This is a genomic window from Sphingomonas sp. JC676, from assembly GCF_014489075.1.
Taxonomy (GTDB): Bacteria; Pseudomonadota; Alphaproteobacteria; order Sphingomonadales; family Sphingomonadaceae; genus Sphingomonas.
The window spans coordinates 397,760-416,450 of the sequence record NZ_JACTGR010000004.1; the positions used below are offsets into that span (position 1 = coordinate 397,760).

Here is an 18,691-nt window from a genome sequence, read left to right on the forward strand (position 1 = left end):
AAGGTCGGGCCATGGCGCGCGCTAACCGATGCGGCGCCGGCGATGCGCGAACGGTACTTGAGAACGATAGTCCGCAACCGTCGGTCGGATGCAGGAGCTGGAGCCGATCTTCTGCATCGCCGGCATCTGGCGATCGCACCCCCAGCTCGGCGAGGCATTCACGATGCTGACCATGCCGCCGGTACCGGACATTGCGCCCTACCACGACCGGCAGATCGCGGTGATCGAGCGTACCGACTGGGCGGACTGGCTTGATCCGGGCATTCCAGCGAGCGACCAATTGAAGACGCTCCCTGCAGGCCGTCTGAGCGTCGCTCAGGTCGGTTAGCGTTCCGACATATCTTCTTCGTCCAGTGTCCCCAGCCAAATGGAATTGCGGAACGGCCAGGATTGGTCCAGCCGCCGGCTGGCAGCTCTCGGACGACGATGACGAGAAAGCCGACCTCCGCTCACTTCCCGGACCGGCGCTATCAAAAACGCTCTAGCGCTCGGAAAGTGGGCGTTTGACCCATTCGCGGTTAATCGGGAGCGACTGGGTGCTCCCCAGCTTCGGACATTGGTTCATCTCGATCTCACGAGCAGGTAGAGATCACCCGATCGTCATCTCCTGTTTCCGGCCTTCCCAGGGCGGGAGCGGCGAGCCGCCGCCGCGCCGCTGCTCACCGCATCCTCCTGAGCGAGCTTGCGCCAACGTTCGACGCGAGCGAAATCGAGAGTTCCTTTCGCCATCGCGGCGTGAATGGCGCATCCGGGCTCGTCGACATGGGTGCAGTTGGAAAACCGGCACTCGAGCGTGACGGCCGTGACGTCGTCGAAGACCTCGGTCACGCCGGTGGCCACGTCTGACATCTGAAGCTCGCGCATGCCGGGCGTGTCCACCAGCCAGCCCCCCTCATCCGCGCCCCCTGCGAGGCGATGCATCTCGCGCACGGTCGTCGTGTGCCGGCCTTTGCCGTCGTCCTCGCGGACGGCCTGCGTAGCGATGCTGTCCGATCCCCTCAGCGTGTTCACGAGGGTCGACTTGCCGACCCCGGACGATCCCACCAGCGCGACGGTCTCGCCCAGGCCGCAATACGCTGCGAGGCGAGCGGCGCTCGTCGGATCGCGCCCGTCGACCAGTTCCACCCGCAACGCCGACTGGAGTGCGCGCGCTGAATCGACCAAGCGGTCAGGAGCAGGCGACAGGTCGGCCTTCGTGAGAACGACCACCGGACGCACACCCGTCTCGCGCGAAAGCACGAGATAGCGTTCGATACGCGCAATGTTGAAGTCCTGGTTGCAGGACGTGACGATGAAAAGCGTATCAACGTTCGCCGCGATGAGCTGGACCCGGCGGTCGTCGCCCGGGGTAGGCCTCTTGAACAGGCTCGTCCGATCGAGGATTCGCACGATGCTTCGGGTGCTCCGATCGATCAGCAACCAGTCGCCGACGGTGGGCCGGTCCTCCGCTCCCCCTCGCGCAGGCAAGCTGGACGCGATCGAGTCCCCGAACCCTTTGCCCGAGACGGTCACCCTTCCGCGATGAACCGACATGACGCGAACAGGCTGGTAATTGTGGCTCTGTTCGGCGGAGACCTGCTCGCTGAAGAAGGGCTTCCAGCCGAGCTGCGCGAGAGTGAGATCGGGCGTTTCCATCGTCGCTTCAGTCGATCTGCGGACCGCCTGGTTCAACCGCATCCGGCGTTCCCTGCTCGACAGCCCGCTTGTCCGCCTTGGCTTGCAACTTCTTTGCGGACTCCGCCGCCCTGGCCCTTTCGCGCTCGCGGCGCTCGAACTCGTAATTCGGTTTGCGTGGTATGTCGGTCGCTCCAGAACTCGGGGTTTCGGCTTGAGCAAATCGCTCGACCTAGGGACCCTTACGTCCCGGCTACACTGATCCGTCGGTCGCGACTAGGCTGGCGGCGAGGGGCCGCAAAGGTGCTGGCTCGGGCCGAGCCTGTCCTTCAACCATAACCAGGGATGGATCTCATCGCATAGTGGACGACCCTAAAGCGGCCGTCCAGACCGCCGCTCCGTATAGGCGACGGATTGAAGCGAATGAGCCGATAAGCTTGGTCGAATCAGTTGCGCGCCATTTCGAGGAAAGATATTTGTAGTCGTGAAAGTGTTCCGAGCTGGGGAAGTTTGGAGACGATCATGCCAACCGAAGACGACAGAACCTATTTCGAGCGTCGCGCGCGGGATGAGCGCAAGCGAGCCGAGGAAGCGGGCAACCCCATTTGCCACAAGCTGCACACCGAGATGGCGCGCCGATATGAGCAGCGTCTGCAATCGGAAATGCGCTCGCAGGCGTGACTGGCAACTTTGGGTAATGGTTCGTGGCGCCGCAACTCCACCGATCGCCACCCATTGAGCCCTTATGGAGCAGCGTGAAATTGCAGATCTGCGAAAGCGCGCCGAGAAATGCCGCTGGCTAGCTGACAATTCATTCGCGGGTTAGACCCAGACCACGCTGCTTGAGATGGCGCTCGAGTACGAAGCTGAAACCGATACGCTGGAACGCGACGCAGCGGAGAAGCCCGGATAGGATAAAGGCCCGGCCCTCGGCTTAGTGCTTCGACTGGTCCATCTCGGTCATGATATCGATCATATCGACCCAGCGCTCGAACGTAGCTCTGTCGGTGTTCTGCGAGAGGCGTTTGAGGTGAGCAACGGCCTCGTCGGGCCAACGGTCGCCGTGCGCCTCCCGGTAAGCTGCCGCATCCCGATATAGGGCTAGCGCATCGTCGGAAAGCCGCCTGTCCATCCCGCCATACTACAGAGCGCGTAGACTATTTGCACGGTGCCTGTTCCAATCCGGGTAACATCCGTGGGGCACGTGCCAATTCGCCCGCCTCGAAACTTACACCAATCCGCCACTTCCCTCCGAACCGGTTGCGGGGCCAGCGAGATATTGCTCGTCGGTGACTTGCTCCATCCAGGTTACGGGCGAGCCGTTCAGCGACTCCTGGATGGCGATGTGGCTCATGGGGCGGTGTCCAACGACTGCAAGCGGGCGCACTGCCGATCGGCAGCTCATCCAAAATCGCGCGACGACCAGATTGAAATTTTTCAAGAGACGCCTGTATCCTGCGAATGAAGCCAAGGTTCATTAGCTATCGATCGGCGGAACATAATGGATCGTCTGAACGCAATGCGCGTGCTTCTTACGGTCGTCGATGCCGGCAGCCTGTCGGCCGGCGCGCGCAAGCTCAACACCGTGCTGCCGAGCGTCAGCCGCAAGGTCGCCGAGCTCGAGCGCGAACTCGGCACAACGCTACTCATTCGCACCAGCCGCAATGTGCAACTGACCGACGCGGGTCGCGATTATGTTGACGCCGCGCGGCGAATCCTTGCCGACCTCGACGACGCCGAGCGGCGCGCCTCGGGCGAATATCAGGCACCGCGCGGCGAACTGACGGTCACTGCTTCGGTCGAGTTCGGTGCGCATCAGGTGCTGCCGATCGTGATCGCGTTCTTGGAGCGGCATCCGGAGGTCACCGTGCGACTGATCGCCGCGGACCGGATGGTGCATCTGGTCGAGGAACAGGTCGATGTCGCGGTGCGGCTGGGGCCGCTGCCGGACAGTCCGCTGTTCGCGGTCAAGGTCGGCGACTATCGCATGCTGAGCTGCGCGAGCCCGGCCTATCTCGAACGACGCGGAACGCCGCAACACCCGCGCGACCTAGCCGATCACGACGGAATCCTGTTCGGCAATCCCGAGCGCTTCTGGACCTATCATGTGGACGGCGTGCCGCTGGTCGCGACACCGCGCGCGCGGCTGATCGTCACCACAGCGGCGAGCAACCGCATCGCGGCGCTCGGCGGCGTCGGCATCGCGCGGGTGTTCGATTTCCAGCTGCGCGAGGAATTCCCCACGGGCGCCCTGGTGCCGGTGCTGACCGAGTATGACGGTGCGCCGCGGCCGGTACATCTCGTCTATTCGCGCCAGGGGCTGCTGCCGCTCAAGGTGCGGGCGTTCATCGATTTCGCCGCACCGCAGCTGCGCGCCACATGCTGCGCCCATCCCCAGCCTTAGCAGTTTCGCTAAGGCTCGATTGCCAAATCCCGTTCTACCGGCGACGCCTCCAAAAGCGCATCTGCAGCACTTCGCAGGTTTGACGGGCGAATGCACGCTCGGTCCGGCCTGTCACCACCGCCAAGGAACAGGAACGAGACCATGTTGCAGCAGGATCTGCAGCCGAAAGCCGATATCGGCGAATTCGTAATCGATGCCACCATCACGCTTCGCCGGATGGTTGTGCAACATCCGGAACCCAGGGGCACCGTGCTGCTGCTGCACGGCTTTCCCGAAACGCTCTACGCGTACAAGGACATCGCGCTCGCTCTCGGCGCGGACTATGAAGTCCATGCGTTCGACTGGCCTGGCCACGGGTTCTCGTCGCGGCCTGCGGTCGAGAATTTCTCCTACGCCCCCGCCGACTATGCGCGCATCCTGCGTGCCTATATCGATCGCGCTGGCATCGATCGTTCGACGCTGACCATCTACGCGACCGACATCAGCGGCCTGCCGGCACTGCTCGCCGCACTCGACGAGCCGGGCATCGCCCGCGTGATCGTCGTCGGCGATTTCGCACCGCTCAATCGCCCGGCGCATATGTGGGAGAATCTGCAGGCGCTGAAGGCTGAGCCCGCGGCGACCCGGGTTCGCGCGTTCATGAACGCCAACCGCGACGAAATCCTCGCCAATACCTTCACGCGCGGTTTGCCTGCCGAGGCGCATTACGAGGTCGCCCCGGAATTCCGCGACGATGCCAAGCTCGGCTGGGACCATGGCACGATGACTTCGGTCGATGCGTTCTACCATTATTATTCGCACTTCTCCGCCGCGCAGGAGCATCTCGATGCACGGTTGGACGAAGTCGCCACGCCGGTGCGCGTCCTCTGGGGCGCGGACGACATGTATATCAGCCGGGACATGGGCATCGAGCTCGCCGAACGCCTCGGCGCCGAACTCACGCTGCTGCCCGGTGTCGGCCACTATGCGCATCTCCAGGCGCCCGCCCGCGTGATCGAGGTCATCCGCGCCGCCGCGCGCTGATCATCCCTCATTCCGAAAGCCAGGATCATGAGCAGAATAGTCAAGGCCGCGGCGGTACAGGTCGCCCCGGTGCTCTACAGCCGCGAGGCAATGTGGGTGCGCGCGCGGGAGGGTCCGACCGGTACCGGCGCGCAGTTCCCCGAAGCGGCTTGGCAGCGGATTGCCCGGGCGGGCGGGAGGCCCGCCCGGATCCGATTCAGCGACCAGGGGCCCGAACGAGTTGTCGTCATCGCGGCATTCGTTAGAACAGAGCATCGGGACCGCGCTGATCCACGGCCCCCGGGCGCGACCCGCTCAAAGACTACTCAAGGCTTGAAGCGCTAGAATTCACGCGTCAGCGGAGCCTTGCCTGAAAGAGGAGCATTACGATGTCTGATATCATTGCCGGAATTCGGGTTCCCGATAGCGCAATCGCCCGCGCAGCGACACAATTGGTGCGCGATACTGAAGACGACTTGCTATTCAACCACAGCCGCCGCGTTTTCTTCTGGGGCGCTCTCACCGGTGACCGGCGCGCCCTGAAATATGATCCTGAGCTGCTCTATCTCGGCGCGATGTTCCACGACATGGGGCTGACCGAGAAATATTCGAGTCCGAACCTGCGTTTCGAGGTCGATGGCGCCAACACCGCACGAGACTTCATGAAGAGCTACGGCGTCGACGAGCGCGACATCGAGGATGTCTGGACGTCGATCGCCCTGCACACCACGCCCGGAGTCCCTGAGCACATGCGTCCAACCATCGCGCTGGTAACCGCCGGCGTGGAGATGGACGTGCTCGGCATCGCCTATCACGACTTCACGCACGAGCAGCGTGATCATGTATGCGAGCATCATCCCCGCGAGCGGAATTTCAAGGAAGGCATAATTGATCATTTCGCGCAGGGCATCATCAAGAAGCCGGAGACGACCTTTGGCAACGTCAAGGCGGATGTCCTCGCTCTCAAGGATCCGGAGAATTTCGTTCGCGGCAATTTCTGCTCGATCATTCTCGGATCTGCCTGGCCGATCTGATCTGAATGGGGAGGATGGGCGCGCTCGATCCACGAAGTTACCGCGCTGTTCCTCCGCTGATGACGGCTTTTGACCGTTAGACGCCGAACCGCTTGCCGAGATCCTGAGCGGTCCCCAGCCACTGCTTGGATGCCAACCTGACTGCTGGAGTTGCGTCCGTGAGTTTGTCTACCTTGCGGCGCAGGTCATCGATCATTTGCGCGATTTCGGGCGACTTCATGGGTTGAGCACCATGGGCTTCTTCCACCAATGCCTCCATCGCCGCGGCCATATGGGAGGTCGCTTCGGTCAGAGTCTCCAAGCTTTGGGTTATTGAAGTTAAGGCATCGTGTTGCGCTGAGACTGTGGCTACGAGCGTTCGTATCGCCGACGCTTCTTCGGAGGTCATATGGGGGCCTTAAGTGCTCTTACCGTCCCAGACCGGGGAAGATGTCGGGCAGGGGGCGGAAAGAGATGGGGCGGGTGAGATTGTCCCACGTAATGGGGGGCGTGAGGCTGGGCAGAGCAGGCGGAGTGATCCGGCGAGCGGCTCCATCCTCGCCGGATCCGGACAGTGTAGGGTTAGCTACAATCCGGCCTCCCATGCTTAATCTGCTTCATGAGGTCATTACTCGTGCTGCCGAAAATGATACGCGCCTCGTCCGCCAGATTTAGGCTCGAATGACCAGGTCAAATTGCTCTGGCCCATTGAATTGTCCACGCCTGCCCGTAACCCAAACAGAGCAGTTCCGTTCTGCCAGCGTACCAAATGCGAGTCATTTTCAATATGCGGCGCGCCATAGCGTCACCTCGGCCCGGCAAAAGGGAGCATATGCGGTTGGCAATTGCTCGCATCGTTCCCACCCGCGACGTGGCGAGTGACAACTATGGGTCACGTTGTATTCTATTGATGGGCTGAGTCCTGTCGCAGTCGTCAGATGAATCGAGCCGAGGCCGCCTCCGCGGCAACGGAGCCTGGCACCACCGAACTCTCTGAAGTTCCGATCCTGCGCGCCCGTCGAATTTTCCGCGGCATCCGCCTGCGCAAATGCTCCGAGTCTTCTCCACAGTGCTGCGCGGCGAGGACCCGCTCGAGCACATCTTGCTTAGCGATGGGTTGCACCATCGACTGCCATTCCCCCATCTTGGACAGTTCGTTTGACGATTGCTCGCCAAGCTCGACCAGCTTGAGGTGGTGCCAAATATTGTGATTCCTGCTCCGAGTAAGCAAAATCAGGCGTCACGACTCGAGGCGCTGTCATGGATGATCGCGAGTATTTCAGGCGCCGGGCGAAAGCCGAGCGGGCCGCTGCCGTGAGGGCGAGAGACAACTCCAGTTGGCGTGTCCATATTGAGCTGGCGAAGCTTTACGAGCGGCGAGCCGTTATGGAGCCGGGGCCGCAGACTTCTGCGGGCTAGTCCGCCGTCTCCCGCTTCGGCGATGTCCGCTGCGCGATCGGCAGCGATCATCGCCGTTTGCGGCTACGCGACCTAGTAGCGGTAGGGCTCGCAGGCGATGCCGTCGAAATCCCCGTCCAGCCCCTCGCGATAACCTGCCTGGCCCCGGTAGATGGGGGCAGTGCCGGCCGCGCGCGCCGCGTCGCAATTGCCATAATAGACGGACCTTTCGACGGCCGCGCGCTGCTCGGGCGTGGTGGTCACCGTGCTCGAGAACGCGAGCAGCTGCGGCATCGCTGCCCAGGTGCCGACGGCGACGGCGCCCCAGACCAGCAGCACGGTGCGAGTGAATGTGGCACGCGATTCCCTCCCGCCATGCGATCGGCGCGGGCGGCGGTGTCGGTGCGGATGAATTGCCGAGCCATGCCCTGGAGCCTCGCACCTGGCACTTGCCAATCCTTTAAGGCTTGGTGCGAACAATCGATTGTGTACCTGACCAGCGCCAAGTAGTCGGGCACGAACCTCTAACATGGAGCCGTCATGGCCGATGAAACCGCGTCCGACCTGCTGGCGCTGACTGCCGATATCGTCAGTTCGCATGTCGCCAATAACAATGTGGCGCTGGGCGATCTTCCTGCGCTGATCGCCAATGTCCATGCGGCACTTGCCGGCCTCGGTGCCCCAGTTGCCGAGGTACCGGGGCCCGAGCAGAAGCCCGCCGTCTCGATACGGTCGTCGGTAAGGCCCGACGCGATCACCTGCCTCGAGGACGGCAAGAAGTTCAAGACCCTCAAGCGGCATCTCTCGACCGATCACGGCATGACCCCGGCGGAATATCGCGCCAAGTGGAATCTGCCGGCCGACTATCCGATGGTCGCACCCGCTTACGCCGAGACCCGCAGCGCCCTGGCAAAGGCGATCGGTCTCGGGCGCAGGCCGGGCCAGCGCAGGCCGGCGCCAAAGCCGATCTGATCCTCCTTCCGGGCGTCCGGTCCCGCTGGCGAGGCGGGCCGGGCGGGCTGCATGATTATCCTGCCGACCGGCGCGCAGGAGGCGACCGTGGCGATCGACCTGCCAGTGCAGGACTTGCCAATGGTTTGAGCATCGTTGGAGGTGAGAACCGCGGCACAGGCATCCGCTTCATCAGCGAAGGCTCGCGCGGCCGTTACGAGGCGCGCTCCGCAGCGGCGATCAATCTGGCGTCACGCACCGTGCGGTTGCCGACAGCGTCGCCCACCAGGATCAATGCGGGCTTGCCCTCGGTAAACGTCCGCGCGGCGAGCGGAAGGAGATCGAGGCGCGTCTGCAACAGCTGCTCCCCGGCGAGGCTGACGTCGCAGGCGACCAGGACGGGTGTCGCCGGGTCCAACCCCGAACCAATCAACCGGCGGCTTATCTCGCCCGCCGCCGAGCGCCCCATGTAGAAGACGGTGGTGCAACGGGGATCGGCGAGTTGCGCCCAGTCGAGTTCGAGTGGATCACCCGCTTGCGCATGCGCGGTCACGAACTGGACCCTGCGGGCGAGGCCGCGCAAGGATAGCGAAATACCCGCCGACGCCGCCGCGGCGCTGGCGGCGGTCACACCGGGGCATATCCGCGTGCGGACACCGGCCGCTGCAAGCGCGTCGATCTCCTCCATCGAACGCCCGAACATCGAGGGATCGCCTCCTTTCAGGCGTACCACGCGCTCGCCATCCTGCGCGGCGACGACGAGCAGGTTGTTGATACTCGATTGATCCTTCGAATGGCGCCCCGAGCGCTTGCCGACGGGGACGCGACGGACATGCGGGGGGATCAGGTCGAGTATGCCGGGGCCGACCAGCGCGTCGTAGAAGATCACGCTGGCCGCCCCGATCAGCCGCTCCGCCTTGCGGGTCAGGAGGTCGGGATCGCCGGGACCCGCGCCGACCAGCCAGACTTCGCCCGGTGCGATCATCTCAACCATTTACGGTCTCCTTTCCATTTCCGAGGAGGCGCTGGATCGCCGGGCGACACGATCCGCAATTGGTCCCGGCCGAAAGCGCAACGCCGACCGCCTCGACGCTGGCGAGGCCCTGGTTCGCGATGGCTGCGATGATGGTCTTCATGCCGACATCGAAGCAGACGCAGACGATCGGCCCGCGATCGGGTCGCGCTTGGGCCGGGCGACCGGCGAGTAGTTCGAGCGACGACGCGCTTTCGGCTTCGGCAAGCTGTGCGATCAGCCAGTCGCGTGACGGCAGGCTGCCCGTTCGCGAGAGATAGAGCGCGGCGACGAGGCGATCGTCTGCGATGACCGCGTGCCGCATCTGGCCGCGCGCGGCGTCCACAGTCTCGATCCGCTCGCCCCGGGGCAGCAGGTGACGCACCAGCTTCGCGGGGTCACGGTCGCCCGCAAGCTCGATCAGCCAACCCTGGGCAATCCGGATGCGTGTCGCCCAGAGCGCATCGAACTGGCCAGGGGCATCGCGCGCGACGAGAAAGCCGCGCCACGCCACCGCAACGCGCTCGACCCGCGCTGGCGTCGACTTGAAACCGGGCTGGCCCGAATGCGGATCGACCAGCGGCCGGGGCAGCAGCCCTGTCCGGCCTCCGGTGGACTGACGATCGGTCCAGTGGATCGGCGTGAAGACCTCGCCCCGCCGTTGCCCTTCGCTCAGCGTGGCGCGGAAGATGCTTTCGCCCTGCGGGGTGGCGACGCGCGCCAGGTCGTCCTCGACAAGGCCCAGCGCGTCGGCATCGGCCGGATGCAGCTCGACCAGCGGTTCGCGGCGATGGCCGCCAAGCTTCGGCGAGAGGCCGGTGCGGGTCATGCTGTGCCACTGGTCGCGGTAGCGCCCGGTATTGAGTGTCATCGGCCAGTCGGCGAGGGGCGCCGGCAACGGGGCCTGGGTGATAGTGACGAGGCGGGCCCGCCCGTTCGCCGTGGGAAACCGGCCGTCCGCGAAGGCCGCCCCACCCCAGCGCCAAGGGGCCATCTCGTCATAGTCCAGGTTCGAGACTGCCGAATGGCGGCCGATGTCGAACAGCCGCCTGCCTTCATTCTGGTAGGTCGAGAGACGGGCATGCTCGCGATAGATGTCGGCGGGGCGGCTAAAGGCGAACTCGCCGGTCCAGCCCATGCGACGGCCGACCTCCTTGACGATCCACCAATCGGGCTTCGCCTCGCCGGGGAGCGCGAACAGAGCGCGCTGACGACTGATGACCCGCTCCGAATTGGTGACCGTGCCGTCCTTCTCGCCCCAGCCGGCAGCCGGAAGCAGCACCTCGGCGAGGCACGTCGTGTCGGTATCCGCGATGCAATCGGAGACAACCACGAAAGGGCAAGCGGCGAGCGCCGCGCGGACGGCGCCGGCGTCAGGCATCGATACGGCGGGGTTGGTCGCCATCACCCACAGCGCCTTGATCCGGCCCTCACCGATTGCGCGGAACAGGTCGACGGCCTTCAGGCCCGGTTTCGTAGCGATGCCGGCATTGCCCCAGAACCTTGCGACGCGCGCGACATTCTCGGGCGCGAAATCCATGTGCGCCGCGAGGGTCGAGGCGAGCCCGCCGACCTCGCGGCCGCCCATCGCATTGGGCTGGCCGGTGATCGAGAAGGGAGCGGCCCCTGGCTTGCCGATGCGCCCGGTGGCGAGATGGAGGTTGGTAATCGCGTTGACCTGGTCGGTGCCGCGCAGCGACTGGTTCACGCCCTGGCTGAACATCGTGACCGTGCGCGGATGCGCGGCGAACAGATCGAAGAAGCGCCTGAGGTCGGCAGGCGGCACGTCGCAGGTCCGCGCCACCGACCACAGGTCGCTCTCCTCTCCCACCTTCTCCCAGAAGTCGTCCGGAACATCGACGCTTCGGGACAGGTAAGCCTTGTCGGTCAGCCCGGCTCCGCGGCACCAGGCGAGCAGGCCGCTGAACAATGCGACGTCGCTCCCCGGCCGAATCGCCAGATGCAGATCGGCGTCCTCGCAGGTCTCGGTCCGGCGCGGATCGATCACGACGACTTTGGTGCCGCGCGCGGCACGAGCAGCCATGATCCGCTGATAGACGATCGGATGGCACCAGGCCGTGTTCGATCCGACCAGGATGACCAGATCGGCGGCTTCGAGGTCGTCATAGCCCGCCGGCACCACGTCCTCGCCGAACGCGCGCATATGCCCTGAGACGGCGCTCGACATGCAGAGCCGCGAATTGGTGTCGATGTTCGCCGATCCGATGAACCCCTTCATCAGCTTGTTGGCGACGTAATAATCCTCGGTCAGCAACTGGCCGGAGACGTAGAAGGCGACGCTGTTCGGGCCATGCTGCGCGATGGTGTCGCGAAAGCGCCGGGCGACCAGGTCGAGCGCCTTGTCCCAGCTTGCCCGCTTCCCCCCGATCACGGGATGGAGCAGCCGGCTTTCCAGGCTGGTGGTCTCGCCGAGATGCGTTCCCTTGGAGCAGAGCCGGCCACGATTGGCCGGATGCTCCGCATCGCCGGCGATCGCGACCTCGCGCGCGCCGGTCACCGTCGCGGCGATCCCGCAGCCGACGCCGCAATAGGCGCAGGTGGTGCGGATCGCCGCGCTCATCTCACGCCGCCGCCAGAGCGGCCGCGCGGCCGATCAGCACTCGGCCCGAGATGATCCTGACCGGGACGGTCGGCGTGCATCCCTTGTCCTCGCCCTGCGCCTCGCCGGTGGCGAGCGCGATGTTCCAGTTGTGGAGCGGACAGGCGACGCTGTGGCCATGGACGATGCCCTGGCTCAGCGGCCCCTTCTTGTGCGGGCAGCGATTGACCAAAGCGAAGACGCGATTGTCGCCGGTGCGGAACACGGCGATCTCCTCGCCCCCGGCGACCGGCACGGTACGCGCGCCGCGCACGGGGATCTCGTCGAGGCGGCCGATATCGAGCCAGTCCGGCGTCATGCAAATTCTCCCTGCGGATGGAATTCGGCGAGGTGCGCGTGCTGGCCGCGCTCGGCGCCAGCGACGCGCTCGGCCCAGGGATCCTCCTGGCTGAAGCTCTGCGAAAGGAGGAAGCGTTCGGCGAGCGCATCGCGGCCCGCTTCGTCCTCGACGATCCGCGCCTTGATATAGTCGACGCCGACGCGCTCGATCCACGGTGCGGTCCGCTCGAGATAGCGCGCTTCCTCGCGGTAGAGCTGCACCAAGGCTGCGCAAACATGCATCGCCTCGGCCTCGGTTGCGACCTTGCACAGGAAGTCGGTCGCCCGGACCTTGGTCCCGCCATTGCCGCCGACCGACAGCTCGTAGCCCGAATCGACGCAGACCACGCCGAAATCCTTGATCGTCGCCTCGGCGCAGTTGCGCGGGCAGCCCGAGACCGCGATCTTGAACTTGTGGGGCATCCAGCTGCCCCAGGTCATCCGCTCGATCTTGACGCCGAGCCCGGTCGAATCCTGCGTGCCGAAGCGGCACCATTCGGAGCCGATGCAGGTCTTCACGGTGCGCAGCGACTTGCCATAAGCATGGCCGGAGACCATCCCGGCGGCGTTGAGATCGGCCCAGACCGCCGGGAGATCCTCTTTCTTGATCCCGAAGATATCGAGCCGCTGTCCGCCGGTGACCTTGACCATCGGCGCGTCGAACTTCTCGACCACGTCGGCGATCGCGCGCAGCTCGCGCGGGCTGGTGATCCCGCCCCACATCCGCGGCACCACCGAATAGGTGCCGTCCTTCTGGATGTTGGCGTGCATCCGCTCGTTGACGAAGCGGCTCTGCTGGTCGTCGACATAGTCGCCCGGCAGCGCGCAGAGCAGATAGTAATTGAGCGCCGGGCGGCAGGACGAACAGCCGTCGGGCGTGTTCCAGTGCAGCCGCTGCATCACCTCGGGGATCGAGCGCATTCCCTGCGCGACGATCTCGCGGCGGACATCGTCATGGCCGAAGCTGGTGCATTTGCACATCGTCCGAACCTCACGTTCGCCGGCATAATCGTCGCCCAGCGTCACCGCGAGCAGCGTCTCGACAAGTCCGGTGCACGAACCACACGACGCCGATGCCTTGCATCCGGCGCGCACCGCATCGAGCGTCGCAGCGCCCTTACCGATGCATCCCAACACCTGCCCCTTGGAAACGCCGTTGCAGCCGCAGATCTCGGCATCGTCCGAGAGCGCCGCAACGGCCGCCTTAGGGTCCGCCAGCCCTCCTCCCGAGGCGAAGGCTTGGCCAAAGATCAGGAGGTCGCGCAGCTCGGAAATATCGTCCCGGCGCTTCAGCAGGTCGAAATACCAGCCGCCGTCGCCGGTATCGCCATAGAGCACCGCGCCGACGATACGGTCGTCCTTGACCACGACCCGCTTGTAGACGCCGCGCGCGGCATCGCGCAGCACGATGTCCTCGGCGCCGTCGCCGCCCGAGAAATCGCCGGCCGAGAAAACGTCGAGCCCGGCGACCTTGAGCTTGGTCGAGGTGACCGAGCCGCGATAGCCGCTCGGCTTGCCGACCAGTCCGTCGGCTAGCGCGCGGCACATGTCGAACAAGGGTGCGACCAGGCCGTAGACATTGCCGTCATGCTCGACGCATTCGCCGACCGCGAGGATTGCGGGGTCCGAGGTTACCATGTGATCATCGACATGGATGCCTCGCCCGATCGCCAGCCCGGCCTCGCGCGCCAGCCGCACATTGGGGCGGATGCCCACCGCCATGACGACGATGCTCGCGGGGATCAGCCGGCCGTCCTTCAGCCGCACGCCCTCGACACAGCTTTCGCCCGTGATCTCGGCGGTGTCGGCACCGGTGAGAATCGTCTGTCCACGCGCCTCGAGCGCGGACTTGAGCAGCCAGCCGGCTGCTTCGTCGAGCTGGCGCTCCATCAGCGTCGGCATCAGATGGAGCACGGTCACCTTCATGCCGCGCAGCGTCAGGCCATGCGCGGCCTCCAGCCCGAGCAGGCCGCCGCCGATCACCACCGCATGGCCGCCGCCATCCGCCTGGCCGGCTTCGGCCGCTGCCAGCATGCGCTCGACATCGTGCATGTCGCGGAAGCTGATCACGCCGTCGAGCATGTGGCCGGGGACCGGGATGATGAACGGGTCGGAGCCGGTCGCGATCAGCAGCCGGTCATAGGTCACCGTCCGGCCCGAAGCTGCCGTGACGTGGCGGCCCTCGCGGTCGATTGAGACGACCGCGTCACCCGCGATCAGCTCGATATGATTGTCGCGATACCAGTCCTGCCCGTTGAGGATGATGTCCTCGAACGCCTTCTCACCCGCCAGCACCGGCGAAAGCATGATCCGGTTATAGTTCACGTGCGGCTCGGCACCGAAGATGGTGACCCGGTAGCGCGCGGGATCGCGCGCTAGCAGCTCTTCGATCGCACGGCACCCGGCCATGCCGTTGCCGATCACCACCAGATGTTCGCGTGTGGCGGGGATTTCAGGAGAGCCCTCCGCTTCCTCGCCGTTCCAGCCTTCGCCCAAAAGCTCCATCTGCCTTGCTCCAGAACGCAAAAAGGCCGCCATGCGGCCGCTGGAGAAATCCAGCGCCTGCATGGCGACCTTGCCAATCACCTTGGCCGGCGTTGCTGCCGGCCGATGTGCCTCCGGTTCCCGTCCTTGGGACCGGTGGCTATGTCTCATTCGTGCATCGTTGCCCGAAGATTGTCATCATGCCCATTCGTGCCGTCTCTTCAAGTGCGAATTTTGCACTGCAGCAAGGATGACAGTGAATCAGCGCTCGGAATGTCAGATCCGCGCGCCGCTGCTCCAGTTCGCGCGCCATTTCGCCTTGACCAACGTCAGTCCGCCCAGCGCGAGCAAAGACAGTCCAGAGAAGATCAGGAAGCCGGAGGCGAAACTGCCGGTCAGCTGCTTGGCTACGCCCAAGGACGAAGCGAGATAGAAGCCGCCGATGCCCCCCGCCATGCCGACCAGTCCGGTCATCACCCCGATCTCAGCCTGGAAACGTTGCGGCACCAGCTGGAATACCGAGCCATTGCCGGTTCCCAGCGCGAGCATCGCTACGACGAACGCCGCGAGCGCGGCGGCGACTGTGGGTGCGATACTGACGGCCGCGAGCGCCAGGGCGGCGACGGCATAGACGACAGACAATGCCTTCACGCCGCCGATCCGATCCGCCAGCGCGCCACCCAGCGGCCGCACCAGCGAGCCGGCGAAAACGCAGGCGGCCGTGCAATAGCCTGCCGCAATGGTGGTCAGGCCGAAGCGGTCGGTGAAATAGATCGGCAGCGATGCCGCCAGCCCTACGAACCCGCCGAACGTGACCGCGTAGAACCCCATCAGCCACCAGGAATCCGCGGTCGCAAGCGGCCGCAAGTATTCGACGAACCTCTTGGGCGCCGGCGCATCGGGCGCGTCCTTCGCCATCAGCACATAAGCGACGAACACCAAGGCGAGGGGGATGCAGGCGAGCCCGAGCACCGCATTCCATCCGAAGAGCTTGGCCAAAGTCGGGGCGAACAGGGCGGCGAGGACGGTGCCCGAATTGCCCATGCCGGCAAGGCCCATCGCCTTGCCCTGATGCTCGGGGGGATACCAGCGGCTGGCAAGCGGCAGCGCGATCGCGAAGCTCGCGCCTGCGAATCCAAGCACGACGCCGAGCGCCAGCGTGCCGGCGAAGCTGTTCACCCCCAGCAGCCAGGCGGAGAACAGGCCGGCGATCACGATGACCTGGCTGATCGCGCCCGAGCGCTTGGGACCGATGCGATCGACCAGCAATCCGCTGACGACGCGCAGGATCGCGCCGGCCAGGGTCGGCGTCGCCACCATGAGCCCCTTCTGCGCGGCGGTCAGTTGCAGCGTCGCGGCGATGTCGGGTGCCAGCGGCCCCAGCAGCACCCAGACCATGAAGGCCAGGTCGAAATATAGAAAGGCGGCGATCAGCGTCGGCGTGTGGCCGCTGCGCCAGAATTCCGATCTGGCCCGCACCGGGATGGGATCGACGTCGCAGCCGCCCCCGGCATAGTCGAAGCCTTCGCGCATCAGTTCGGCTATCTTCATCGCCCGTGCTCCCCCGTGTCGCGCAGACACGAAAAAAGCCGCGTCCGACCTCCCGCGTCACGGCGGGGGTCGGACAGCGGCTTTGCTGTCTCCGATGGATCGCTCGCCGGCATTGGCGGGCGTTCCCATGGTATCGTCCGGCCTCGGACGACGCCTATAGGCTGACCGGGCAGCGTTCTCTTCGCAAGTGCAAAATAATCAATCGCGCAGAGGCATTTCCAGCGCCCGGAGATAGGCCGCAATCGCGTCGGGATCGAAGCTCCGGCCGTCGAAAAACCGGTCCGGCGCAAGGGTTAGGCTGCCACTGTGCGTACCGGCGCCCAGCGGGGCGTTGAGCGCGCCTTCCACCTTCATGCTTGCGCCTGGCATCGGAACGCCCTCACCGGCGAGCGCCCGCCGATAGAGATCGGAGCGGAACACATCCGCTGCCGCGCGCTCCGAGTCGGGGCTCGCCTGGATCATGTTCCAGCGGACAAATTGCGAGTAGATCCACAGCGCCTGGCTGCGCCACGGAAAGTTCGCCGCGCCGCGGTGGAACACCAGGAAGTCGGGAATGTCGACCGGCTCCGCGCCTTGCCGCAGCGGCATCCGTCCGGCGAGCGCCTGCGCGATCAGCTTTGCCGGCTGTCCGACGTAATCGGGGCGGGCGAGCAGCCCCGCCATTGCCTCGCGGTTGGCCGGATCGTCGCACCACGCGGCCGATCGAGCGAGCGCCCGGATCAACCGATCGAGCGTGTCGGGATTAGCCGATGCCCAGTCGGCGCGGGAGCCGAGCACCTTCTCGACCCCGCGCTGCCAGATGTTGACGCCCACCGCGGCGATCTCGCCCAGACCCTGGTCGATCGCGACGCTGCTCCACGGTTCGCCGGCGATGAATCCGTCGATCTCGCCGGCGCGCAGTGCCTCGGTCATCAGTGACGGCGGCAGCACCCGCAGCATGACGTCGCGATCGGGGTTCACGCCGGCGAAACCAAGCCAGTAGCGGAGCATAAGCGCGTGGCTCGAGAAACGGTGGACGATCCCGATCACCGGCTTGCGGTGATGCAGGCCGATCGCGGTGGCGAAATCATGCGCGGTGGCGATCGGATCGTCGATCCGGCTGCGGGGCGAGGGATCGAGCGCGGCAGCGAACTCGGCGGAGAGCGTCAGCGCATTGCCATTGTCGTTGAGCTTGAACGGCGCCGCGATCGCGCAGGGCGTCTGGCTCAGTCCGAGCGTCACCGCCACCGCCAACGGCGCCAGCAGATGGGCCGCCTGGACCTGGCCATAGACCAGCCGGTCGCGCACGGTCGCCCAGCTCGTGTCGCGCACCAGGTCGAGGGCGATGCCCTCCGCCTCGGCAAAGCCCATCTCCGCCGCGACGATGATCGCCGCGCTGTCGGTCAATGGCAGGAAGGCGATCGAAAGCGGCGTCATCCCTTGCCTCCCAGCAATCCGGCTGCGGTGATAAGCGCGTCTGCGACATCGACGATCCGGCGTCCCTGGTTCATCGCCGTGGTGCGAAGCAGGCTATAGGCTTCCGCCTCGCGCAGCTTGCGGCTTTCCATCAAAATCGCCTTAGCGCGGTCGATCGTCTTGCGCTCGGCAAGCTCGGTGCGCGCCTCGTCGAGTTCGCCTTGAAGCTTCGCAAAGGCATGGAAGCGGCGGATTGCCAGGTCGAGTATCGGCCTCACCCGGTCCTTGCGCAGCCCGTCCACGACATAGGCCGATACGCCGGCATCGATCGCCGCGCCGATCATGGCGTCGTCGGACTGATCGACGAACATCGCGATCGGACGCGCCAGCGCCCGGCTGACCGCCAGCATGTCCTCGAGCGAGTCGCGGCTCGGATTGCCGAGATTGATCAGCACCACGTCCGGTGCCATCCGTTCGAGCCGCGCGACAAATGCTCCCTGGGCCGGGACGACTTCGATATCGTCGAACCCGGCTTCTCGCAGGCCTTCCTCGAGGATCGTCGCGCGCAGTCCGCTTTCGTCGATGATGGCGATGCGCAACGGCAGGTCCCCGCAGTCCTGGGCAAGCCTATGCTGTGTTGGCGGACACCCGGCAAGGCCTGGATGTCATTCGACGGAAAACGCTAGACTCTCGCCGGCCGCCTTCGAGCTTCCTGTCCTTCTGCAGTACCTGTGAGCGCAGTCTTGGCAACGCGTAGAAGGAGTCGGCGCACGGCAAAGCTGTTCGAAATCCTCCCAGAACCGAAGCGCTGTCCGAACCCGTCGCGCCAAAGCCGTTCGGCGACAATCCGAATCTCATCCCGCGTCGGTAGGCGCGACTGGGAGATGCAGGCCGTGATCGCCGGATAGTGCCATATGCCGGAATGCAAG

17 protein-coding genes are annotated in these 18,691 nt (G+C 65.2%); 6 read left to right on the forward strand and 11 right to left on the reverse strand.

Annotated features, from left to right (window positions below; genetic code table 11):
- Positions 1–88: 88 nt before the first annotated feature.
- A complete protein-coding gene (locus IAG41_RS15385) occupies positions 89–328 on the forward strand; it encodes an SOS response-associated peptidase family protein (protein ID WP_187729527.1) in 240 nt (79 codons plus the stop codon).
- Positions 329–600: 272 nt separating this feature from the next.
- Here the strand turns inward: IAG41_RS15385 and rsgA are convergent, their stop codons facing one another.
- A complete protein-coding gene (rsgA, locus tag IAG41_RS15390) occupies positions 601–1,635 on the reverse strand; it encodes a ribosome small subunit-dependent GTPase A (RefSeq protein WP_187729528.1) in 1,035 nt (344 codons plus the stop codon).
- 501 nt (positions 1,636–2,136) lie between these two features.
- On the opposite strand from rsgA, the gene IAG41_RS15395 reads away from it, so the two are divergent.
- On the forward strand, positions 2,137–2,295 hold the full coding sequence (locus IAG41_RS15395; RefSeq protein WP_187729529.1) for a hypothetical protein: 159 nt from the start codon (positions 2,137–2,139) through the stop codon (positions 2,293–2,295).
- Positions 2,296–2,842: 547 nt separating this feature from the next.
- On the opposite strand, the gene IAG41_RS23255 is transcribed toward IAG41_RS15395, so the two are convergent.
- A complete protein-coding gene (locus tag IAG41_RS23255) occupies positions 2,843–2,968 on the reverse strand; it encodes a hypothetical protein (RefSeq protein ID WP_262408684.1) in 126 nt (41 codons plus the stop codon).
- A gap of 147 nt (positions 2,969–3,115) precedes the next feature.
- On the opposite strand from IAG41_RS23255, the gene IAG41_RS15400 reads away from it, so the two are divergent.
- From IAG41_RS15400 to IAG41_RS15410, 3 genes are all read left to right on the forward strand, one after another.
- Positions 3,116–4,018, forward strand: a complete 903-nt coding sequence (locus IAG41_RS15400; protein ID WP_187729530.1) for a LysR family transcriptional regulator — start codon at positions 3,116–3,118, stop codon at positions 4,016–4,018.
- Between the two features lie 141 nt (positions 4,019–4,159).
- Positions 4,160–5,041: an alpha/beta fold hydrolase gene (locus tag IAG41_RS15405; RefSeq protein WP_187729531.1), complete on the forward strand. Its 882-nt coding sequence runs from the start codon at positions 4,160–4,162 to the stop codon at positions 5,039–5,041.
- Between the two features lie 368 nt (positions 5,042–5,409).
- A complete protein-coding gene (locus IAG41_RS15410; RefSeq protein WP_187729532.1) occupies positions 5,410–6,054 on the forward strand; it encodes an HD domain-containing protein in 645 nt (214 codons plus the stop codon).
- Between the two features lie 76 nt (positions 6,055–6,130).
- On the opposite strand, the gene IAG41_RS15415 is transcribed toward IAG41_RS15410, so the two are convergent.
- Positions 6,131–6,325: a hypothetical protein gene (locus IAG41_RS15415; RefSeq protein ID WP_187729533.1), complete on the reverse strand. Its 195-nt coding sequence runs from the start codon at positions 6,323–6,325 to the stop codon at positions 6,131–6,133.
- A gap of 1,199 nt (positions 6,326–7,524) precedes the next feature.
- Positions 7,525–7,770: an excalibur calcium-binding domain-containing protein gene (locus IAG41_RS22980; protein WP_316251167.1), complete on the reverse strand. Its 246-nt coding sequence runs from the start codon at positions 7,768–7,770 to the stop codon at positions 7,525–7,527.
- A 201-nt stretch (positions 7,771–7,971) separates the two neighbouring features.
- Between IAG41_RS22980 and IAG41_RS15425 the strand changes: the two genes are divergently transcribed.
- Positions 7,972–8,403: a MucR family transcriptional regulator gene (locus tag IAG41_RS15425; protein WP_187729535.1), complete on the forward strand. Its 432-nt coding sequence runs from the start codon at positions 7,972–7,974 to the stop codon at positions 8,401–8,403.
- A gap of 193 nt (positions 8,404–8,596) precedes the next feature.
- Here the strand turns inward: IAG41_RS15425 and cobA are convergent, their stop codons facing one another.
- The 7 genes from cobA to IAG41_RS15460 all read right to left on the reverse strand — a co-directional run bounded on the left by cobA (position 8,597) and on the right by IAG41_RS15460 (position 18,361).
- Positions 8,597–9,376, reverse strand: a complete 780-nt coding sequence (cobA, locus tag IAG41_RS15430; protein ID WP_187729536.1) for a uroporphyrinogen-III C-methyltransferase — start codon at positions 9,374–9,376, stop codon at positions 8,597–8,599.
- Positions 9,369–11,975, reverse strand: coding sequence for a nitrate reductase (locus tag IAG41_RS15435; protein ID WP_187729537.1), 2,607 nt, complete (start codon positions 11,973–11,975; stop codon positions 9,369–9,371). Before IAG41_RS15435 ends, cobA begins: the two co-directional genes overlap by 8 nt.
- Before the next feature lies 1 nt (position 11,976).
- Complete coding sequence (nirD, locus tag IAG41_RS15440; RefSeq protein ID WP_187729538.1) at positions 11,977–12,312, reverse strand: nitrite reductase small subunit NirD; 336 nt, start codon at positions 12,310–12,312, stop codon at positions 11,977–11,979.
- A complete protein-coding gene (gene nirB, locus IAG41_RS15445; RefSeq protein WP_187729539.1) occupies positions 12,309–14,837 on the reverse strand; it encodes a nitrite reductase large subunit NirB in 2,529 nt (842 codons plus the stop codon). Before nirB ends, nirD begins: the two co-directional genes overlap by 4 nt.
- Before the next feature lie 255 nt (positions 14,838–15,092).
- A complete protein-coding gene (locus tag IAG41_RS15450) occupies positions 15,093–16,367 on the reverse strand; it encodes a nitrate/nitrite transporter (protein ID WP_262408685.1) in 1,275 nt (424 codons plus the stop codon).
- Between the two features lie 198 nt (positions 16,368–16,565).
- Positions 16,566–17,783 (reverse strand): CmpA/NrtA family ABC transporter substrate-binding protein, encoded by a 1,218-nt coding sequence (locus tag IAG41_RS15455; protein ID WP_187729540.1) that lies wholly within the window; start codon positions 17,781–17,783, stop codon positions 16,566–16,568.
- Positions 17,780–18,361: an ANTAR domain-containing response regulator gene (locus IAG41_RS15460; RefSeq protein ID WP_187729541.1), complete on the reverse strand. Its 582-nt coding sequence runs from the start codon at positions 18,359–18,361 to the stop codon at positions 17,780–17,782. The genes IAG41_RS15455 and IAG41_RS15460 overlap by 4 nt, the downstream gene beginning before the upstream one ends.
- Between the last annotated feature and the right edge of the window lie 330 nt (positions 18,362–18,691).

Bases quoted from the DNA above. Each gene is read 5' to 3' on its own strand.
- IAG41_RS15395 (WP_187729529.1), top strand. From the start codon at position 2,137: ATGCCAACCGAAGACGACAGAACCTATTTCGAGCGTCGCGCGCGGGAT.
- IAG41_RS15385 (WP_187729527.1), top strand. From the start codon at position 89: ATGCAGGAGCTGGAGCCGATCTTCTGCATCGCCGGCATCTGGCGATCG.
- nirB (WP_187729539.1), bottom strand. From the start codon at position 14,837: ATGGAGCTTTTGGGCGAAGGCTGGAACGGCGAGGAAGCGGAGGGCTCT.
- IAG41_RS15450 (WP_262408685.1), bottom strand. From the start codon at position 16,367: ATGAAGATAGCCGAACTGATGCGCGAAGGCTTCGACTATGCCGGGGGC.
- cobA (WP_187729536.1), bottom strand. From the start codon at position 9,376: ATGGTTGAGATGATCGCACCGGGCGAAGTCTGGCTGGTCGGCGCGGGT.
- nirD (WP_187729538.1), bottom strand. From the start codon at position 12,312: ATGACGCCGGACTGGCTCGATATCGGCCGCCTCGACGAGATCCCCGTG.
- IAG41_RS23255 (WP_262408684.1), bottom strand. From the start codon at position 2,968: ATGAGCCACATCGCCATCCAGGAGTCGCTGAACGGCTCGCCCGTAACC.
- IAG41_RS15425 (WP_187729535.1), top strand. From the start codon at position 7,972: ATGGCCGATGAAACCGCGTCCGACCTGCTGGCGCTGACTGCCGATATC.
- IAG41_RS15435 (WP_187729537.1), bottom strand. From the start codon at position 11,975: ATGAGCGCGGCGATCCGCACCACCTGCGCCTATTGCGGCGTCGGCTGC.
- IAG41_RS15410 (WP_187729532.1), top strand. From the start codon at position 5,410: ATGTCTGATATCATTGCCGGAATTCGGGTTCCCGATAGCGCAATCGCC.
- IAG41_RS15405 (WP_187729531.1), top strand. From the start codon at position 4,160: ATGTTGCAGCAGGATCTGCAGCCGAAAGCCGATATCGGCGAATTCGTA.
- IAG41_RS15415 (WP_187729533.1), bottom strand. From the start codon at position 6,325: ATGGCCGCGGCGATGGAGGCATTGGTGGAAGAAGCCCATGGTGCTCAA.
- IAG41_RS15400 (WP_187729530.1), top strand. From the start codon at position 3,116: ATGGATCGTCTGAACGCAATGCGCGTGCTTCTTACGGTCGTCGATGCC.
- rsgA (WP_187729528.1), bottom strand. From the start codon at position 1,635: ATGGAAACGCCCGATCTCACTCTCGCGCAGCTCGGCTGGAAGCCCTTC.
- IAG41_RS15455 (WP_187729540.1), bottom strand. From the start codon at position 17,783: ATGACGCCGCTTTCGATCGCCTTCCTGCCATTGACCGACAGCGCGGCG.